Raw genomic sequence first — 19,225 nt, 5'->3', positions numbered from 1 at the left:
GCACTGTTATGGTTAGCTATGGTTAATGAGTTAGGGACTAATTAAGTGGTTAGTTAAGCAAACAATGATTGGTGCTAGTTCGCTTGGAAAGATCTCTTAACTCGATCGCCACTTCTCATAATATATGACTAAATCGGTGAGTAATTATATTCATAAATCTGAACATCAAAGTGGTTTTTGGCGTTGGCTGAGCAAAGGGTTAGCCCTACTATCATTGCTCAATTTGCTATTAGTTCTGTTTGACCTGAGCTATGTAACTTCGCGCGATCTTTACCTTAAGTTTTTGCCCGTTTTAACTAAGTATGACCCGGTTAAGGGAATTGAGCCCCATCGGTTTAATCTGCGCTATGAGCAAAAGTTAACCGAGCTAAAGCAAACGATCGCCACTGAAGACCTGCGATCGCCCACCACCAGAGCAGTAATTGCGGATTTGCGCCAACTCAGCCTGGAAATGGTAGACGAAAACCCTTTTCAGGTGGCCAATAAAAGCGGCACCCTGGAGAAAATCAAAAATAACATGCGCGATCGCGTCGATCGGGAATCCTCGCGGCAGGCTTTCCAGATTTTCTGGAGTGAAGCATATCTGGCGGAGCAGGGGGCAGCCCAAGAGCTGGAGTTCTTTGATCAAAAGATAATGCCGTTGCTGCGGACTAATTATTTTCGCGGCATTGGTGAGGATGGCAACCCGATCGATTACTTCTGGGCAATCGATATCTGGTTTATGGGTATCTTTGGGCTGGAAATTATAGTCAGAGCCTGGGCCAAGCGACGACAATTCAAAAATATGCCCTGGACGGAGGCCATTCTCGATCGTTGGTATGACTTGATTTTGCTCACGCCGATTTGGAAGTGGGCGCGGATCGTGCCGGTGACAGTGCGCTTGCATCAAACTGGCATTATGGATATGGAAAATCTGCGCGCCCAGTCTAGTCGCCGCTTTGTGGCCAGTTTTGCCGAGGAGCTAACCGAAGTAATTGCGATCCAGGCGATCTCCCAGGCTCAAAATTTGGTGCGCAGTGGTGAATTGATTAAGCGGATCTTTCCTGACGATAATCAAGGTCGTGATTATATTGATATTAATGAAACAAACGAAGTTGAGGCGATCGCCAATAAGCTAATTCAACTTACGATCTATGAATCGTTGCCCCATGTGCGGATTGAGATCGAAGCGCTGTTGTTGCATTTTTTGAATCAAGCGATCCAGCGATCGCCTGCGGTGGAAACAATTAAAAAGGTGCCTGGTTTTTCTAGGGTGCCGCAACAAATTAGCGAACAAATTGCGGCGGAAATTTCTAAGCTAGCGATCGCCGCGCCCCAATCGGCTTACCAGGTTATTACTGCACCTGATCCGATCGCTGAAGAAATTATTGCCCGTCTGGTAAAGCGATTTAGCCGATCTTTGCGGGCGCAGATTCAACAAAAGCAAACCCTGGATGAGTTGCAAAATCTGACGGCAGATTTCCTGGAGGAACTGAAGCTCAATTACGTCAAGCGATTGACAAAGCAGGACTTTGAAGAGATTTTGGCGCAAACCCGCAATTTGAAGCAAAAGGCCGAGAGCGATCAAAATGATTGAGCCGATTGTTTACTAATAATGCCTAACTATGTCTGGATCAGTACACAACCTGGTAGCTTCAACCACTAGTATGTTTAGTAGCTCCAGAGATCCTACCAATAGGGGTAAACATCGATCGGCCAATACATGATCGTAAATTTGGTTCATGGGGGAAATAACCTCACTACCTTTGGCTCACAATTTGCTAGATTCGGTGGTATCGGCATCAGCATTGCTATGGTAAATAGAATTTGGATTGATTAACTTTTTGAGCGGGGAGTGTAAAAATTGGATAAAAGCCAAGTTGAAGAACAATTCCAGGCATGGATTGATCAACAAATTCACAAGCTATCTACCGATGCCCTGGTTAATTCAGGTGCTTTTACCTGTACTGCTTGTGGCGATCAGACCGGGGATTATTTGATTGAATATGAAGGACTCTCGTTTCGCTATTCAAAAGACCGCACCTATGCTTTTTTGGATTTCGTTGCCAAAAAACTGTCCCGACAGGCTCAGTAGCTTTCTTGCGGGCTAGATATTTTGCCAGATCGATTGCAACCAAATGCCTGAACTGGGTTTGCATGTTCCTCAATCGCTGAATTTCTAAATCTCTAATTAGAGCTCTAACTAGATTTCTAAGGCAATCTTGCCGATCATTGAACCAGCCTCGATCAGACGGTGTGCGTCGGCTGCTGCTGCCAATGGCAAAGTTTGGGCAAGATGAATTTTGAGATCGCCGCGATCGATGTGCTGGGCACATTCTGCCAGGATTTGCGCTTGATGTTGTTGCAATTTGTTTAAGCCCTGAAGCATGGGTGTGAGCATCAATTCCAGGCTGATGCGGAGGTTGCGATCGCGGGCAATTTTCCAGTTGGTGTCGGCACTGGGCGAAAGGATCGTGACCAGATCGCCATAGATTTTCACCGCCGCAAAAGTTTGCGCAAAGTTTTTGCCACCCACCGTATCGAAGGCCAGATCTACGCCCTGGCTATCAGTCCAATCCAGCACTTTTTTGACAAAATCAGTTTGGGGATAGAAAATCACCTGGTCTGCGCCCAAGCTTGTTACAAAATCAGCCTTTTCCGTGGTGCTCACCGTGGTACAAACCTTCGCCCCTTTGAGCTTAGCGATCTGGATCGCCACATGCCCCACCCCACCAGCGCCAGCATGGATCAGGGTTTTCATGCCAGATGAGATCCTACCGCGATCGCACAGGGCTTCCCAGGCCGTAATTAAGACCAATGGAGCCGCTGCCGCCTCAGCAAAGGAAAGGGTTTTGGGTTTATGAGCCACAAACCGTTCATCCACGGTGGCAAACTCGGCATAGTTGCCGGGATGCCCGCCCAAACCAGCATTACAAAAGTAAACCCGATCGCCTACCTGAAATTTCGTTACCGCCGCCCCCACTTCAGCTACAATTCCCGCGCCATCGCAACCCAACACAGCAGGGAATCGATCGCCATAAAAAGTGCCTCTACTCCTGAGCTTGGTATCGATCGGATTTACGCCCGCCGCCTTGAGCTGTACCAGGATCTGGCGATCGCTCTCGATCGTTGGCTGGGGCACTTCCGCCAGTTGCAATACTTCTGGCGCACCAGGGGCAGTCATCACGATCGCACGCATTTGTTTAAATCCTCTCAATCCAGCTAGATCAATAACTTAACAAAGATCGTGAACCTGTTAATCGTGATCTGTGACTTGGGGGTAGTAAAAAAAATTTTAAAGAGTATATTTGCTCTGTTTGTGGGCGATCGCCACTTTTCCCAGGTCAGTTGGAAAATGATTAGAATGGATCTATAAAGCGAAGTGGTTATGACTTTGTTTAAATATTCATAAATATGTATTTTAGTAATCAAGAGTCAAGCATCTGAATCTTGGTTAGAGTCGCTAGTAGTTACAAGTGTTATTTCAAGGGAGATGTTTTCTAGGCATTGGTACAGTTATAGCAATCTTAAATGATATTAGAGAAAGCGCTATAGGTACTTAAATCAGGCAATGTAAATAATCTGTACCTCAAAAATAGCTCAAATAGTTTCTTGGTTAGCTTGAAGGAACGACAAAATTGATGCATCTGGCGTAACACCTGTTTGGCTTGTCCCCAGATATTTTCAATCGGGTTCTCTGCCGGTGCATAAGGAGCAAAGCGCAGACAATGTATTTGCCAGTCCTGTCCTTGATTGATTTGGGTCAGGAAATCACGAAACGCTTGGGAGCGGTGATAACTAGCGCCATCCCACACTAGCAATATCTTGGCACCAGCACTGATATCGTGCAAATGCTTTACAAATTCAATTGTCGAGGAGCTATTAGCACTTTGATAGGACTGTAAGATTAAATCTCCATTCAGACAATCTAAGGCGCCAAAATAAGTCTGGCTATCTCGGTAGTTATCAACTTTGACCTCCAGCCGCTGTTGACGGTCTCCCCAGCCATACCCACAAATATCACCTGCTCGAGTATGGCACTCATCTAGTGCAAATACCCTTATCTGTCCGTTTTGAATCTCTGGTTGATGAGACTTAAGCCAATTGTTAATCATTTGGTTATGCTCGTGCACCACAGATGCATCATACCTGGGGCTTTTTTTCTCCCCTTATGCCAACTCATGCCAGCACTTTTGAGCAAATCGTAATAGCTTTGCACCGAACGGTATATCACTCCATAGTTCTGGGCTATATGTTCAACTACTTCAGATACTGTACGTTGCCTTTCTTGAGCGATCCATTCAACTACCGCCTGACGCTCTACCTTACTCAAAAAGCCCGCACTGCCTTTATGGCCTAGCCTCAAACCTGCTATGCCTTGCTCTCTATACTTTCTCTCCCAGCGGCTGATATAGTTTGAACTCACGCCTAGGATTGGTTGAATTTCATGGTGTTTCATCTCCTTAAGACGCATTTGTACTGCTAATGCGCGTTTCATCTCGCGCGGGTCTGGGTTACTGGCGATAAATTCTTCTAGGGGCATATCTTCTCAACATATACTACCCTCTATTATTCTCTATAATCATCTGGAATTGCTATATTTTGATTTACAAGATCCCTTGGAGTTTGATTGCCGATCTAATTGCTTTAGCTACTCATAACTAAACCAGACCAGCATTTAATTGATTACCTGGCAGTTATTAATTTGAAGAGGGACAAAGACGGTGGCAAAACTTAAGCGGCGGCGATCGCAAAACGTATCAGGCGATTTTTATGTCGATAGCACCTGCATAGACTGTGATACCTGTCGGTGGATGGCTCCAGAAATATTCCAGCGTGAGGGCGGCATGTCAGTGGTGCATCATCAACCGGAAACCAAGCAGCAGCGGGAATTTGCGATCCAGGCATTGTTATCCTGCCCGACCGCCTCGATCGGTACGGTAGGCAAACCCACGGACGTAAAGCAGATTCAGCAAACCTTCCCAATTCCGATCGCCGAAAACGTATATCACTGTGGCTATCATTCGCCGCGATCCTATGGTGCAGGTAGTTATTTGATCCAAAGACCAGAAGGGAATATTCTGATCGATTCACCAAGGTTTGCACCGCCATTAGTAAAGCAACTGGAAGCAATGGGTGGAGTGGATTATATGTTTCTGTCGCACCGCGATGACATTGCCGACCATCAAAAATTCCACGATCACTTTGGTTGCGATCGCATTTTGCATCGTGATGAAATTGGTGCTAGTACCCAGGATGTGGAAATTAAGCTGGATCGTACTGAACCGATCGCGCTGCAGCAACTGGGTCAAGATACCCTGATTATTCCAGTGCCAGGACATACCAAGGGGCATCTAGTCTTGCTATATAAGAATAAGTTCCTGTTCACGGGCGATCACCTGGCCTGGTCGGGGCGATTGCAGCAATTGGTAGCATTTCGTAACTATTGCTGGTATTCCTGGCCGGAAACGCTTAAATCAATGGAAAAATTGGCAACCTATGACTTTGAATGGGTATTGCCAGGGCATGGGCGGCGCTATCATGCTGACAAGGCCACAATGAAAGAGGCGATGCAAACTTGTTTAAACTGGATGCGATCGCAATAGCTTGATTGGTTCCCCCAGAAGCATGTGATCATTGTGATTATTAGGATGTGATTCAGAGTGAGATGAGATCTAAAATTATGCGTAGGATAGCTAAAGCGATTAAGTTTTTGCGATTAAGCTGCAATAGTTATGATCGTCTGGCAGGCCAAGTTATCTTACTTGCAGCGATCGAAGGTCGAATTAGTTAGCACAGTCGCAACAGATCACGCCCATGAGTTCACTGCGTAAGCAGCTTAGCTTTTATTTAGAAGACATCAGAACGCCACTGGGTAAATCGATCCATATGGCGATCGCGGTTTTGGTATTGATCTCGTCGGGTATTTTTGTAGCGCAGACCTATGACTTACCAGGCTCAATAAGTCTATGGCTGAGTTATCTGGACACGGCGATCCTGGTTGTCTTTGCGATCGAATATGTGTTGCGGTTGTGGAGTGCCGAACAGCGGGTTGCCTATTTTTTTAATGTCTATGCGTTGATTGATTTGCTGGCGATCCTGCCCTTCTTTTTGGGGGCGGTGGGGTTTGGCTTTTTGCGATTGTTGCGTTGGTTCAGGTTTTTGAGGTTGGCCAGATTTATGGGTAACAGTGCGCTGTTGGGGCGATTGACCAATAACAATAATGATATTGCGATCTTTTTAAGGATTCTATTTACCCTGGCGGCGATCGTGTTTATTTTCTCTGGCTTAATCTATCAAGTGGAGCATTACGCCAACCCCGATTCATTTCCTAATTTTCTGGATGCCTTTTATTTCGCCATTTTCACCATGACCACGGTTGGGTTTAGTAACGTAACGCCCGTAACCGAGGCAGGTAAGCTGATGGCGGTGCTGATGGTGCTGACAGGGATTGCCCTGATTCCGGTGCAATTGGGCGAGTTGATCAAGCGCTTGATTCGGGATGCGGATGGCCAGGGGGAGCAAAGTTACTCAAGTTACTCAAGTTATCAAAGCGATCGCCTTAGCTCACTTAACTCCGAGCATCCTCAAAACCAACTAGACAGATGTATTAGCTGTGGTTTTGCCGAGCATGATCCTGACGCTAAATTCTGTAAAATGTGTGGATCGCCATTACTCGATACGTTGATCGAGACTCTAGATCCTTGAATCTCTTCTACAAGCTTTAAATCTGGCAAAGTAGAGCTATTACAAGCTATTGCAAAGTATTTCAAATATCTCGAACCTCGAACAGTCACTATAGAATAGACTTGATTAATTAAACTTGATTAATCCCCAAATTAATCCAAACCAATCAACCCACAGGAAACCGTCCCATCCACAGAACCATTGGCAGGGATGAAGCAGGCTACCTGACCCGCAGGATCGATCGTGATGATTTTATCGGCCTGGATCGCTGGTGGTGTGGTGACGCGATCGCTATCTACGGCGAAGCTAATCAGGGTTGGATTGTTGATTTCTATTTCCGACAGGGTTTCGCAAGCATCCACCATGCCGCTATAAAACTCACCATCGTTTAAACAGGTAACCGTGGCGCTTTGATTATTTTGATTATTTGGGCTTTGATCCAGATTCAAGTTGGCAATTCGAGTATCGGCAATTGCAGGAGTGGCAAAGGCGATCGCGGCTCCAATTGAAGCAATGGAAGCAATGGAAGCAACTAAGCCGGTGGCGATGCGTTTGGTTAAATTTAGCCTGTGCATAGATTGGCGATCTCCTGATCTCAATACTGTTTCTATAATCAATGACCAGACTGGGTTTTGACTTCCTGCGATCAGTTCCCACGATCGGAGGGGGTGGGGTAGCGCGATCGGGTGAATATAATATCCAGTACGGTTATGAGCACTGGCGCAGGCAATAGGTATACATGCTATTTTTGAAACAGATTTTCAGGGAAGATTTTTATTATGAGTAACCCAGACGATTTAGAAGCCAGGTTTCGCAAACTCGAACAAGAGGTTTATGCGGCTGGCCGCCCCAAAGCCAATGAGCCGATCAAACGTGCTGAACCAGGCCGGAAAAGCAATGATAATTCAACTGGTGCGGGTAGTGGCTTTGAAACTGGCGTGACCACGGCTAAGTCATGGATGTCTGATTTGGTGAGTTGGATCAATGACCTGACTGGGGTGACCAAAATTGTGGCGATCGTGGTGGTGGGGGTCGTTGCCTTTGGGCTCCTGAGCTTTGTGTTCAGGTTGGTTACCGCTGCGATCTCCCTGGCGATCATGGCCGCTGTGATCTATATCCTTTATAAAGTATTTCTCGAACCAGAGCCCAAGTCGTAATATGCTTATGGTGATCTGCTATGACTTTGGTAATAATTACTCAGACCTGCTGAGCTTGTTCAAGCTGATTGTGGCGTAACTGAACTAGTAATCTCGAATCCACTTGCAGATTAATTCTAGCCGCCAAATTACAGGCTTAGGCATAGTAGGCATTTACCAGGATTATTAGCATGACTCATGATTAAACTGCCGATCGAGAGCTATTGGCTCAATTTCAATCGACCAATGGCATATTCAGGCTTCTAAGTTTAGTTTTGAGCTTAGAAATCTGGTAACACCTGCGATCGTAGTAGCTAGAGTAGCTAGGTCTAATCAATCTAGGCAATAATCATCAACCATAAACTTTACTATTTAGGACGTTCTGGCAAGGTAATTCACATATGACTAAAATTGCAATCAACGGTTTTGGGCGAATCGGTCGTGCCGTGATGCGGATTTTGCTAAACCAACAGGCAAGCGATCTTGAGATCGTGGCAATTAATGACCTTGTCCCTACCGATAACCTGGCCTATCTACTCGCCTATGACACCCCCTATGGCCCATTGGGTGAAGAAGTAACTGTTGAAGGCGATTCCATTAAGGTTAAAGGTGCCAAGGTGAAGGTGACGGCGGAGCGTGACCCTGCTAATTTACCCTGGCAGGAAATGGGCGTGGACATTGTAATCGAAGCCACTGGCTTTTTTACCGCCCGTGATGGATCTAGCAAACATCTAACGGCAGGTGCCAAGAAAGTAATTGTTTCTGCCCCAGCCAAGCAGCCGGATCTTACAGTGGTAATGGGTGTAAATGAAGATCAATATGATCCAGCCCAGCACCAGATTATTTCCAATGCTTCTTGCACCACTAATTGCCTTGCGCCAGTGGCCAAGGTTTTGCTCGACACGTTTGGGATCGAAACCGGTTTCTTGACCACCTGTCATGCCTACACAGCTACTCAGGGCTTGGTGGACAAACCCGATCATAAGGACTTCCGTCGCGGTCGGGCTGCCGCACAATCGATCGTGCCTTCTTCTACTGGTGCTGCTACTGCGGTTGCGGTAGTAATTCCAGAACTGAAGGGCAAAATGGATGGTCTGGCGTTGCGGGTGCCTACGATTACTGGTTCGATCGTGGACTTTGTGGTGCGCACTGAAAAGCCGGTTACCAAAGAGGCTGTGAATGCAGCTTTTGCCCAGGCGGCAGCAGGTAGAATGCAGGGGTTCTTGGGGATTGCTGCTCCTAATTTGGTCTCCAGCGATATTGTGGGCAATCCGCTGTCTTCGATCGTAGAAACCAATGCCACCATGACCCTGGGCGATCGCACCGTCAAGGTTTTATCCTGGTATGACAATGAGTATGGCTATGCTTCGCGGATTTGCGATCTGACTAAGTATGTAGCTGACAAACTTGGTTAACTTAATAGTTAGTTTTAACTTAATAGTTAGTTATACAGTCATGTTTTAAACCTCGGCTAAACCACTGATTCTCCGACTCAGGTTCTCTTAGGGCTTTTTAGTTTACTGGGGCTTAGATAGATTAACTGCATTCATTAGCTCTAGACTAAGATAGCAAGTTAAAGGCAATCGGCTAATTAATTACATAAATTAATTACATATATGTATATGACTCACTGGCGAAAACCAGCCTAGTCCTGATAAAACTTAATTAGTGGTTATTGTCTAATGGGCGATTTTTCCAGGTGGAGTTCGATACTTAGACTTAGACAGAGTTAGACAGAGAAAGTCTAAATTTAGTGGTGTTAATTCAATGTCAATTCGGTGTTAATCAAAGGTAATTAACTACCCGATCGCAATGCCAATGGACAAAAATCCTCCAAGTGTATGAGCCCATAGGGTGCTTGTAGGTAATAAATTAATTAAGTATTAAATACATAGGCCGCATTCTGGCTTTAGAGCAGCGCCCAAACCTGATTGATTTGGTCATCGCCAAGCATCAAGTTGGCATTTTTGAGTAATTGAGGAGTGACAGAATTTAAGCTTATGCGAATTTCGCCTAACTGGATCGTATGGGGTGCTTTTATATCCGTACTGACGACCACGATCGCCGCTAGTGCCCAAACTACGGAAATTGATCCCAAAACTAGAGATGGCGATCGCCATGCCAGCGTGGTGAGCCAGCCGATCGATCCGATCGATAATTCTGTAACTGTTGCTGAGGTAAGTGGCCTTGAGCCTGAGCAGATTGAGCCAGAAATGCCCGCCCCAACCCAAGCTGCCCTCTCCAGAGATATCGATCGGGCTGAGCATGAAAACGGGCCAGCAGCGGTAGAATTAGCTTTGTCGTGGCTAAGTAATAATGATCAGTCTCAGTCCAGCGAGCAGGTGGCTTCCGGTTTGGTGGGGATTAAAGCCAGTGATGCGGTTGGAGTTGAAGTTGTTGCCGCTGAGGTGGTTGCTAAAGAGAGCCGAGATCTTGAGCCATCTTCCTCTCTCGATGCTCAAAGTCAATTAAATTCAGTAAATCCAGCAGTTACTCAAACTGAGCCAGAGCAATCGGATTCTCTTGATGCTAATTCAAAGTATTCAGAGGATTCAGAGCATTCAGAGGATGCCATTGTGCGATTAGAACTAGCAGAACCGATCGAGCTAGCCGAGACTGCCCAGACCGTTGATAGCCCAGAACCAACGATCGTATTGGTTGAAGACTCAGCCGTGGAATTTGCCGATCGCATTTTGCCAACCCGATCTCAAGATGGACAAGAAAAGCAATCAGAGCTAACTGAATTAGCTGCAGTCGATGGATCAATTGAGTTAGAAACTATTGAGGCTGAGCATAATTCCACTGATACTGATACTGACAATGGTAATGGGCTGATCAACGAGCTGACAGAAGTAATCGATTCCCCTGCGATCGAGATCGAGCAACCCGATGCTCTGCAATTGGAGCCTGACAATGCTTCTGCACCGCAGTCGATCGCAGAAATCACAGAAACCATTGAGCATAGTGAAGTTGCTGATTTAGCGATCGCTCCTGTAGAACAAACAAATGAACCTGAAGTTAATGGGAATCAGCTTGATCCGGAATTAGTAAATAATCCTGCTGAGGTTGAAGCCGAATTAGTGGCCGTTGCCGATCCGGATACCCAATCAATTGAAGCGATCGATGCTGTGCCAGATCAAATAGCTGATTCTGAAGAACTTAGCGATACTACCGTTACACCAGTTACGCCATTAGCCCAGGTAGAAAAGGTGGCCACGATCGGCGATCTTGAAGCTGATGCTGTTGCGGTTGAGTCAAAGTCGGAAGTTGAGCTTGATTCTGCGCCTGTTGCCGCTAGCCAGAACCTAGAGCATAAATTATCAGGTGAGCTGGAGTCCGATCAAAATCAAAATAAGGACAAAACCGAAGCGATTGCCCAGCCAGATCCGATCGCTGAAACAGAAGTAATCGCATCGATCGCCACCGCTAAACCATTGATTGTGCCCACCAGCCCGACCCAGGTGCAAATCGAAAAGGTGCAAGAAATCACCCTGACCGAAGCGATCGAGATTGCGATCCAAAACAGCGAAACAATTACCCAGGCCAGAATTTCGGTGGAACAATCAAGGGCAGTTCTAGAAGAAGCCCTAGCTGCATTTAAGCCGACTGTAGATGCCCAAGTTGACTACACCATTAATGATTCGGCGCGGATTAGGGCTAGCAATGTGGCCTCGGCTTTTGGGGTGCAACTGAGTCAGGAAACCGTGAGCCATGACCTCAACGGTACGATCGGCGTAAACTACAACGTCTTTACCTCCGGTCGTCGTTCCGCCAATGTCAGAGTAGCCGAGAACCAATTGCGGATTGTTGAGGCTGATTTAGATCGCACTGTGCAGGCAGTGATTCTCGATGCTGTCACCGCTTATTACAACGTCCAAAGTGCCGATGAACAGGTGCGCATTCAGCAAAAATCCGTAGAAAATAACCAGCGCAGTTTGCAGGATACTTCCGCATTGGAACGGGCTGGAGTTGGTACCAAGTTTGATGTATTGCAAGCTGAGGTGCAACTTGCCAACGCTCAACAAGACCTCCTCGACGCGGAAGCAAACCAGCGGATTACCCGCCGCGAACTAGCACGCCAGCTTAATCTCTCGGATACGGTGGATTTGGCTGCTGCTGATCCGATTCAACCAGCACCGGATTGGGGCAAGAGCATTGAAGAATCGATCCTGATGGCGCTGCGGAATCGATCGGAGCTGGATATTCGTAAACTACAGCGCGAAGTTGCCCGCGATCAGGCCAGGGCTGAGTTAGCCAATTTGGGCCCTCAAGTGCGCGTATTTGCCAACTATGACTTGTTTGACGATCTCACAGCCACTGGTGGGGTGGCGATGGGCTATCGCTTTGGTGCAGTGGTGACCATGAACCTATTTGATGGTGGGGTGGCCAGAGCCAGAGCCAAACAAAGAGCCGCTGATGAAGCATTGGCAGAGAGCCGCTTTGATCAAGACTCCGACCAAATTCGCTTTGATGTTGAGCAGGCATACATCAACCTTGAATCTAGGCGAGAGCAAATTAGTACATCGAGTTTGGCGGTGGAAAGTGCGACCGAGGCGCTGCGATTGGCCAGGCTGCGTCTAAGCGCTGGGGTTGATACCCAATTGCAGGTAATTCGTGCTGAAGATGATCTGGTGCGGGCTGAGGTAAATCAATTGCTGGCGGTAATTGGGTTTAATCAGTCTTTGGCTAATTTGCAACGGGCGATCAATGGCCTGTAATTTAGTAAGTAATTCAATAATCCAGTAATTCAATTCCTAAACCTACAATTGTTTTGACAAGCGATCGCCTGGGAATCCTATGGCAAGTTCGTTTGTTATTAAACTAGATTGAACTAGAACTGAGGTTGACTGGATTGATCGCAACCCTAAATCAAAATTTCGCTGATCTAGCACCACTCCCGTTATTTCAAATTAGAAGATCCCACATAGTCTCTCTATTTATCGCCAATGGGAGTAAATGGGAACAATTCGCCCTTTGGTGGCGACTAGGTCTATTAGATCTGGTGATGGTATGTGTGTCGTGTCGATCGCTGATCTGAATATTTTGCCCTAGGGTTGAAAATATCAGTAAGCATCAGTAAGCAGACCTTGGCACTTTTGTCAGATCGCTAGAATGCTAATCACAACCGCCTGTCGTTATGCCTTACCTTAATTCATCAATGCAATGGAACAATCCCTAATTCAATTGATCGCCTCATTGGGGCTGGTGTTCAATCCGATCGCCCCTCCGCATCTAGTTAACCAGGTGGTGATCGACCAACCAGAGGCATTAACCGATCGCACCCAGCTTGTTGCTCAGGCGCAAAAAGTAATTAATGCCCTACCCAAATTTAGCCTGCCGATCGATTGTAATTTTGGTCAGGATTGCTTTGTGTTGCTCTATAGCGATCGTGACCCTAGTCCCAGATTTACCGACTTTGGCTGTGGTCGGATGACCTATGATGGCCATAGTGGTACGGATTTCGCCATCCCCGATGAAAGTGCGATGGCAAGGGGAGTACCGGTGCTGGCGGCAGCCGATGGGGTGGTGTTGCGGGTTAGGGATGGTGTGATCGATCGCAAGAGCACCAATCCCGAAGACCCACGCACCGAGGGGATCGAGTGCGGTAATGGTTTGGTGATCGATCATGGTAATGGCTGGCAGACCCAATATTGCCATCTGCGCCAGAATTCATTGCAGGTCGATCCTGGCGATCGAGTGAAAACTGGTACTAAGCTAGGTCTGGTGGGGCAATCGGGGGCGGCTTCTTTTCCCCATGTCCATTTTCAAGTTAATTACAATGGCGCGATCGTTGATCCTTTCCTGGGGCCAAATGCGGCTCAGGGCTGTCAGGTGAGCCGTCAATCCATGTGGCAAGAACCGATCGCCTATGATCCCACTGGGATTATGCAGGCTGGATTTACGACCAAAGCACCCACCATGAGAGATGCCGAACAGGGCACAATTTCTGATCCGGCGATCGCCGCAAATGCCCCAGCCCTGGTATTTTGGGCAAGAGCCTATGGTGTCTTGGAAAGCGACATCGAACAAATTCGCCTGATCGCCCCCGATGGCACGGTGGTGACCGATTCAGAAACGCCGATCAAAAAGTCTAATCGGATCTGGCTCAGCTTTACGGGTAAGCGCGGTAAGTCTGGGCAGCCATTTAGTAAGGGCACCTGGCGGGGCGAGTATGAGTTGATCCGCAACGGCGAGACGGTGATTGATGTTGAGCGATCGATCCAGGTGCGCTAGCTATGGCTAATCAGTCTAGATAAATCTAGTTGGTTGCCATTGCGCCAGGAAATTTTGGAGGCGATCGCCCAGACTGGGTTCAGGATATGCCTCTAAATCCTGCCATTGCTGCTGGGTAATATAAAAACCCATTGGCGTGAGCCGAAAACTGTCGGTGATGCCCTGACCATCCACCTCACGGCGCAACACCCCCACGTTTACTAGCCATAAAAGTGCTGTTTCGCCTGGAATCAGGCCCATAAACTTCTTGGTATAGGCATTGCTCACCCCTTCATTACCGGTGATTTCGCTCAGACCTACTCCCCGAAAGGAAAGCTGACAAAACAACTTGGGCGTAAATGGGCCACAACGGATCGCCCGTTCTGCCCGCCGCACGCTCTTGGGATCGAATTCGATCGTCATCTGCTGGTGACTGCGATGCTGATCTTGCTCCTGTCGATCGGTCTGGATTGAACTTTTTAATGCCTTTTCGCCGCGCTCTTGCCCCATGATTACACGTTTAGATTGTTGGTAAGTTGTTAAATAATTTGTTAATAATTTTGTTGTTAATATTTGGGCTAAATCAATTGTGGAGCCTAATTTAGCTAATGCTTGGTTGAAGTAATTTGTTTGGGGCAGCCAGATCAGCGATCGAGCTGAGGGATTAATCTTGTGCTGCGGCCAACTTATATTAATTGTGGCTGGAAAAGCGCTCTTTTGGCTAGCGGTTTAATACCTAATCTGGACTGATCTAGGGAATAATTTTGCCAACTCATGTATGACTATCACTCGAATTTGGAGCTAGGGTAATAAACGATCGCTAATGGTTATGACTGCTTCGGGCATGGATATGTTGCATTGGCGTGGTCAAAGCACTCAAATCTTTACATAAAGCGATAATCGCCGAATCAGATAAGTTCATTAATAAAAACTTAAATTCATATAAATAAATTTGCTTGTATAATTCTAGTTAAGATTATTTTGAAAATAGATCCAAAAATCATACATATCAGGCATAATAGACAAACAGTTTGCTTTGATCAACTAGATCAATTACCTATCTAGTGTCAGCCCTGCTGCAATTATGCTAAATGCTTGTTTGGCTGAGTTGTTTCAAGCTAGTTGCGTGGTTCGATCGAGGAGATCTAAGGGGCGATCGCCATTGTTACTTGAATACCCTGTTAATATTTGGCTGGTTAGGCATAATCTTTTATTCGCAAGGGCATTTGTTAAGTAGGTATTTGATTTAGTACAAATAACGGGCTAGATTTGATTCTATTTTCTCGTTCCATCAATCGTTTAAGTCGTCATTAATTGGGTAAATATAGATAGACCATGGCACCTGCAAAATCCAGCACTTCGGCAGCTTCTAATAATTCGTCTAATTCTTCTAAGGCCAGCAAGTCCAACGCGGCGGCGATCGACAAAAAGCTAGATCCCGAAAAGAAACGCGCTTTAGACGTGGTCTTACAAAAGATCGAAAAGGATCACGGCAAAGGCTCGATCATGCGTTTGGGTGATGCGGCGGCAATGCGGGTAGCCACGATCCCCAGTGGCGCGCTGACGTTGGATCTAGCCCTTGGTGGTGGTCTGCCCCGTGGCCGTGTCATCGAGGTCTATGGCCCAGAAAGTTCCGGTAAAACCACGCTGGTGCTCCATGCGATTGCCGAGGTGCAAAAACAGGGCGGGATCGCTGCGTTTGTGGATGCTGAACATGCCCTCGATCCCACCTATGCGGCCAGGGTCGGTGTAGATATTGATAATTTGCTGGTGTCGCAGCCGGATACAGGCGAAATGGCGCTGGAAATAGTCGATCAACTGGTGCGATCGATGGCGGTGGACATTGTGGCGATCGACTCGGTGGCGGCGCTGGTTCCCCGTGCTGAGATCGAAGGGGAAATGGGCGATTCCCACATGGGATTGCAAGCCCGATTGATGAGCCAGGCTTTGCGTAAAATCACTGGGAATATTGGTCGCTCCAATTGCACGGTAGTGTTTTTGAATCAATTGCGCCAGAAAATTGGTATTTCCTACGGATCGCCAGAGGTAACCACCGGTGGGACGGCGCTGAAGTTCTATGCCTCGGTGCGGTTGGATATCCGCCGCATTCAAACCCTCAAAAAAGGTGCAGAAGAATATGGCATTCGTGCCAAGGTGAAGGTGGCCAAGAATAAGGTTGCGCCGCCATTCCGGATCGCTGAGTTCGATATTATTTTTGGTAAGGGTATTTCCCGCATGGGTTGTTTGCTCGACCTGGCCGAGGAGATGGATATTGTGACGCGGCGTGGTGCTTGGTATAGCTACAATGGCGACAATCTGGCGCAGGGACGCGATAACACGATCAAGCATATGGAAGAGAATTTGGAGTTTGCCCAAACCGTTGAAAAGCAGGTGCGGGAAAAACTGGCTTTGGGTACCCAGGTCTCGGCGATGGTTCCCGGTGCGCCCGATGCCGATGAAGAGACTGCGGAGGAATTCTAAGCAAACAGATCTTTTGAAAAAGCATCATCGCGCCAATCTGTGACGTTCAAGCCTACACTGGAAATTAATTAAATTTAAATTAGCGAGTGGCGATTAGGTTAATTGATGATTAGGCGATTGTTTACCGATTTCGACGGGCCGATTATGGATGTGTCGGAGCGTTATTATCAGGTGTATTTGTATTGTTTGGCGCGGATTAAGTTACCCAACCAGCTTGTAAATACCCTAACCAAAGCGGAGTTTTGGCATTGCAAGCGATCGCAAATTCCCGAAACTGAGATCGCGCTCAAATCTGGTTTGACTGAGTATAGTCAGCCGGAACGCTTTGCCAAGCTGCGCCGCAATACCGTACATACTGAGCCCTATTTCAAATACGATCGGCTCAATGAAATGGCGATCGCTGCCCTGGAACAAGCCCAGGCAGAGGGGTTAGAACTAGCCGTAATGACGATGCGGCGGGTATGTGAGTTAGATCCAGCGATCGAAGCCTATGATTTGGGGCGGTTTTTCCCACCAGAGCGGCGATTTTGTCTGGCCAATGATTATGTCAAAACCCAGGATGTGCAGGACAAAACCCGATCGATGGCCAATGCTCTAAAAACTTTGCCCCAGGCCACATCGCAGTGGATGGTGGGTGATACAGAGGCGGATATCATTGCCGGTAAAACCCACGGTATCTATACGATCGGTGTGCTCAGTGGTATTCGCAGTCAGGAGCGCTTGGAGCTGAATCAACCGGAAAAGATTGTTAATAACTTGGCGGAGGCGGTGGCGTTAATTGCGGCTACCTAGCCCGATCTCAGGTATGGATAACTAGTTGTATTAATTAGGCAAAGACTAAAGCGATCGCCTGGAGTAAAATTGCTTCTCGATCGAGATTGGGGATTAGCTGCGCTGTATCATAGCCATCCTGCTCTAGTTCCCGCTTGGCCAGGGCTAGCGCCTCAGTATAAACACTGGCGAGTGCGGCCTTGAGTTTTTTGCGATCTAATAGTTCTGCCTCTACCATTTTGCGCTGAATCGCCAGCGTGGCAATTCTCAGGTTGACTTCACCAGCACAGCTCACCTTTTCGGTCGCAATTTGCAAAACTAGCTGCAACAGCAAAATGAGGCCATAACTGCTCACAATTTCAATGCAATCGCTGCGCTTATACTTACCTGAGCAAAGGCGATCGCTGTCCTCCAATGCCGTGATTGCTGCTTGCATATCCCCGGCCAACAGTAGTGATTTAAAGGAATTAAGTCCGATCTTGGTTTTCATTGCAAAAACGTCTCTCCGCTATGACTAAATGCCAAAATACTTCCCGACTCTGATACTAATTAATCCGCAATCATCTTTAGTTCCCCTTAGCATGAATTATATAGTTTGTGGTGATTAGGCTGGGCTTGATCAAAGAAAACAAAACAAAACTACTTGATGAGTAATTGTACTTGGTAGTAGGTGAACAGCTTAGCCTAAAGTGGGCAAGACGCTCTACAAACCAGCGTTTTCTAAGGCAGAATTTTCTAGCTCTGATTGATCAATGTGATCACTGTGATCAGGGCGATTGCTTGATCCATCATTTAATTCATTGCCAGATAATTCGTTATCAGCTCCCAAATCAAAATCCGATATATTACTTGATGCTTCTGGATTTAATGCTGGATTTAATGCTTTGCTGGGATCGAGTTTTTCTAGTCGTGCTGCCTCCTCTAACTCTGCCAACTGCGGCCACACCTGTTGCAATAGTCGATCGAGACCTTGCTTAGTGACAGCAGAGATCAAGATTGGCTCAATGTTTATGGCTTGTTTGAATTGATTAGTAATTTCGGCAACGTAGTCATCATCAACCGCATCTAGCTTATTTAATACCAAAATCTGCGGCTTGTTCGGCAAACTATGGCCATAGGCATTCAGCTCTGCTTGGATTGTTTCATAGTCCACCAATGGTTGCTCGCTGGTAATATCCACCAGATGAATTAACAGCCTGGTACGTTCCACATGGCGCAGGAAATCATGACCCAACCCAATCCCCATGTGCGCGCCTTCAATCAGGCCCGGAATATCCGCAAATACGACCCCATCGCCGGAAGGCTTGGCCACTACACCGAGGTTGGGCACCAGGGTAGTAAAGGGATAATTGGCCACCTTGGGACGAGCGGAGGACAACACCGAAATCAAAGTAGATTTACCCGCATTGGGGAGGCCAATAATACCTACGGCGGCGATCAGCTTTAATTCCAGGCGGAGGCTAAACTCTTCCCCCTCCAGACCTGGCAGCGAGTGTTCGGGAGCGCGATTGCGATTGCTGAGGAAAAAACGATTGCCAAGGCCACCCTTACCACCTTTGGCAACCACTAATTGCTGGCGTGGCTCAACCAGATCACCCACGATCGCCTCAGTTTCAGTATTAATCACGATCGTGCCGCAGGGTACTTTGATCAGCCGATCGCTGCCCCTTGCCCCGGTCATATTTTTACGCCCACCCCGTTTGCCATTATCGGCCTTGAACACATGCTCAAATTTCAGATCGAGCAGGGTTTGCAGGTCGTCAGTGGCCTCCAGAATCACCGAGCCGCCATCCCCACCATTTCCCCCAGCAGGGCCACCGGCGGGCACAAACTTTTCGCGGCGGAAAGCGACAATGCCATCACCGCCTTTGCCTGCTACAACGTTAATTTCAACCCGATCGATAAATTGCATTTGCTCTAACTAGCGCCCTGCGCTTTGCCCTTGTGGCTAAGATGGA

General features: G+C 47.2%; 17 protein-coding genes and 1 pseudogene. 11 read left to right on the top strand and 7 right to left on the bottom strand.

Annotated features, from left to right (window positions below; genetic code table 11):
• Positions 1-124: 124 nt before the first annotated feature.
• Entirely contained in the window at positions 125-1,576 is a 1,452-nt protein-coding gene (locus tag PSE7367_RS07080; protein ID WP_015164685.1) for a hypothetical protein, read from the top strand.
• 267 nt (positions 1,577-1,843) lie between these two features.
• Positions 1,844-2,074, top strand: coding sequence for a hypothetical protein (locus PSE7367_RS07075; RefSeq protein ID WP_015164684.1), 231 nt, complete (start codon positions 1,844-1,846; stop codon positions 2,072-2,074).
• Positions 2,075-2,182: 108 nt separating this feature from the next.
• Here the strand turns inward: PSE7367_RS07075 and PSE7367_RS07070 are convergent, their stop codons facing one another.
• Entirely contained in the window at positions 2,183-3,178 is a 996-nt protein-coding gene (locus PSE7367_RS07070) for a zinc-dependent alcohol dehydrogenase family protein (protein WP_015164683.1), read from the bottom strand.
• 48 nt (positions 3,179-3,226) lie between these two features.
• On the opposite strand from PSE7367_RS07070, the gene PSE7367_RS22910 reads away from it, so the two are divergent.
• Positions 3,227-3,355 carry a hypothetical protein gene (locus PSE7367_RS22910; protein WP_264314177.1) on the top strand — a complete coding sequence of 43 codons (129 nt, stop codon included), beginning with the start codon at positions 3,227-3,229 and terminating at the stop codon, positions 3,353-3,355.
• Positions 3,356-3,506: 151 nt separating this feature from the next.
• Here the strand turns inward: PSE7367_RS22910 and PSE7367_RS21525 are convergent, their stop codons facing one another.
• A complete protein-coding gene (locus tag PSE7367_RS21525) occupies positions 3,507-4,094 on the bottom strand; it encodes an IS630 family transposase (protein WP_015164177.1) in 588 nt (195 codons plus the stop codon).
• The gene (locus PSE7367_RS21520) at positions 4,091-4,522 is read right to left on the bottom strand and encodes a helix-turn-helix domain-containing protein (protein ID WP_015163675.1); all 432 of its coding nucleotides are present in this window, start codon (positions 4,520-4,522) and stop codon (positions 4,091-4,093) included. The genes PSE7367_RS21525 and PSE7367_RS21520 overlap by 4 nt, the downstream gene beginning before the upstream one ends.
• A gap of 181 nt (positions 4,523-4,703) precedes the next feature.
• On the opposite strand from PSE7367_RS21520, the gene PSE7367_RS07060 reads away from it, so the two are divergent.
• Both PSE7367_RS07060 and PSE7367_RS07055 read left to right on the top strand, forming a co-directional pair.
• The gene (locus tag PSE7367_RS07060) at positions 4,704-5,585 is read left to right on the top strand and encodes an MBL fold metallo-hydrolase (protein WP_015164682.1); all 882 of its coding nucleotides are present in this window, start codon (positions 4,704-4,706) and stop codon (positions 5,583-5,585) included.
• Positions 5,586-5,796: 211 nt separating this feature from the next.
• Complete coding sequence (locus PSE7367_RS07055) at positions 5,797-6,687, top strand: ion transporter (protein ID WP_015164681.1); 891 nt, start codon at positions 5,797-5,799, stop codon at positions 6,685-6,687.
• A 131-nt stretch (positions 6,688-6,818) separates the two neighbouring features.
• Here PSE7367_RS07055 and PSE7367_RS07050 read toward each other — a convergent pair whose 3' ends face one another.
• Positions 6,819-7,241 carry a hypothetical protein gene (locus PSE7367_RS07050; RefSeq protein ID WP_015164680.1) on the bottom strand — a complete coding sequence of 141 codons (423 nt, stop codon included), beginning with the start codon at positions 7,239-7,241 and terminating at the stop codon, positions 6,819-6,821.
• 204 nt (positions 7,242-7,445) lie between these two features.
• On the opposite strand from PSE7367_RS07050, the gene PSE7367_RS07045 reads away from it, so the two are divergent.
• From PSE7367_RS07045 to PSE7367_RS07030, 4 genes are all read left to right on the top strand, one after another.
• Positions 7,446-7,823 carry a hypothetical protein gene (locus PSE7367_RS07045; RefSeq protein ID WP_015164679.1) on the top strand — a complete coding sequence of 126 codons (378 nt, stop codon included), beginning with the start codon at positions 7,446-7,448 and terminating at the stop codon, positions 7,821-7,823.
• 380 nt (positions 7,824-8,203) lie between these two features.
• Entirely contained in the window at positions 8,204-9,217 is a 1,014-nt protein-coding gene (gap, locus tag PSE7367_RS07040; protein WP_015164678.1) for a type I glyceraldehyde-3-phosphate dehydrogenase, read from the top strand.
• Positions 9,218-9,802: 585 nt separating this feature from the next.
• Complete coding sequence (locus tag PSE7367_RS21515; RefSeq protein ID WP_015164677.1) at positions 9,803-12,520, top strand: TolC family protein; 2,718 nt, start codon at positions 9,803-9,805, stop codon at positions 12,518-12,520.
• 445 nt (positions 12,521-12,965) lie between these two features.
• Complete coding sequence (locus tag PSE7367_RS07030) at positions 12,966-14,036, top strand: M23 family metallopeptidase (protein WP_015164676.1); 1,071 nt, start codon at positions 12,966-12,968, stop codon at positions 14,034-14,036.
• Positions 14,037-14,051: 15 nt separating this feature from the next.
• On the opposite strand, the gene PSE7367_RS07025 is transcribed toward PSE7367_RS07030, so the two are convergent.
• Complete coding sequence (locus PSE7367_RS07025; protein ID WP_015164675.1) at positions 14,052-14,525, bottom strand: Npun_F0494 family protein; 474 nt, start codon at positions 14,523-14,525, stop codon at positions 14,052-14,054.
• 825 nt (positions 14,526-15,350) lie between these two features.
• Between PSE7367_RS07025 and recA the strand changes: the two genes are divergently transcribed.
• Both recA and PSE7367_RS07015 read left to right on the top strand, forming a co-directional pair.
• Positions 15,351-16,496 (top strand): recombinase RecA, encoded by a 1,146-nt coding sequence (gene recA, locus PSE7367_RS07020; RefSeq protein ID WP_015164674.1) that lies wholly within the window; start codon positions 15,351-15,353, stop codon positions 16,494-16,496.
• Between the two features lie 108 nt (positions 16,497-16,604).
• The gene (locus PSE7367_RS07015; RefSeq protein ID WP_041699239.1) at positions 16,605-17,288 is read left to right on the top strand and encodes an HAD family hydrolase; all 684 of its coding nucleotides are present in this window, start codon (positions 16,605-16,607) and stop codon (positions 17,286-17,288) included.
• Positions 17,289-17,322: 34 nt separating this feature from the next.
• On the opposite strand, the gene PSE7367_RS07010 is transcribed toward PSE7367_RS07015, so the two are convergent.
• Both PSE7367_RS07010 and obgE read right to left on the bottom strand, forming a co-directional pair.
• A complete protein-coding gene (locus PSE7367_RS07010) occupies positions 17,323-17,757 on the bottom strand; it encodes a hypothetical protein (RefSeq protein ID WP_015164672.1) in 435 nt (144 codons plus the stop codon).
• 396 nt (positions 17,758-18,153) lie between these two features.
• Positions 18,154-19,179, bottom strand: a pseudogene (gene obgE, locus PSE7367_RS07005) (GTPase ObgE); the annotation flags it as partial.
• Between the last annotated feature and the right edge of the window lie 46 nt (positions 19,180-19,225).

The organism is Pseudanabaena sp. PCC 7367 (genome assembly GCF_000317065.1).
Lineage (GTDB): Bacteria > Cyanobacteriota > Cyanobacteriia > Pseudanabaenales > Pseudanabaenaceae > Thalassoporum > Thalassoporum mexicanum.
The sequence above is the reverse complement of the archived record's forward strand: the minus strand, read 5'-3'. Positions and strand labels throughout refer to the sequence as shown.

Coding starts and splice junctions, on each gene's coding strand:
- PSE7367_RS07080 (WP_015164685.1), top strand. CDS start 125: ATGACTAAATCGGTGAGTAATTATATTCATAAATCTGAACATCAAAGT.
- PSE7367_RS07070 (WP_015164683.1), bottom strand. CDS start 3,178: ATGCGTGCGATCGTGATGACTGCCCCTGGTGCGCCAGAAGTATTGCAA.
- PSE7367_RS21525 (WP_015164177.1), bottom strand. CDS start 4,094: ATGATTAACAATTGGCTTAAGTCTCATCAACCAGAGATTCAAAACGGA.
- PSE7367_RS21520 (WP_015163675.1), bottom strand. CDS start 4,522: ATGCCCCTAGAAGAATTTATCGCCAGTAACCCAGACCCGCGCGAGATG.
- PSE7367_RS07055 (WP_015164681.1), top strand. CDS start 5,797: ATGAGTTCACTGCGTAAGCAGCTTAGCTTTTATTTAGAAGACATCAGA.
- PSE7367_RS07050 (WP_015164680.1), bottom strand. CDS start 7,241: ATGCACAGGCTAAATTTAACCAAACGCATCGCCACCGGCTTAGTTGCT.
- PSE7367_RS07045 (WP_015164679.1), top strand. CDS start 7,446: ATGAGTAACCCAGACGATTTAGAAGCCAGGTTTCGCAAACTCGAACAA.
- gap (WP_015164678.1), top strand. CDS start 8,204: ATGACTAAAATTGCAATCAACGGTTTTGGGCGAATCGGTCGTGCCGTG.
- PSE7367_RS21515 (WP_015164677.1), top strand. CDS start 9,803: ATGCGAATTTCGCCTAACTGGATCGTATGGGGTGCTTTTATATCCGTA.
- PSE7367_RS07030 (WP_015164676.1), top strand. CDS start 12,966: ATGGAACAATCCCTAATTCAATTGATCGCCTCATTGGGGCTGGTGTTC.
- PSE7367_RS07025 (WP_015164675.1), bottom strand. CDS start 14,525: ATGGGGCAAGAGCGCGGCGAAAAGGCATTAAAAAGTTCAATCCAGACC.
- recA (WP_015164674.1), top strand. CDS start 15,351: ATGGCACCTGCAAAATCCAGCACTTCGGCAGCTTCTAATAATTCGTCT.
- PSE7367_RS07010 (WP_015164672.1), bottom strand. CDS start 17,757: ATGAAAACCAAGATCGGACTTAATTCCTTTAAATCACTACTGTTGGCC.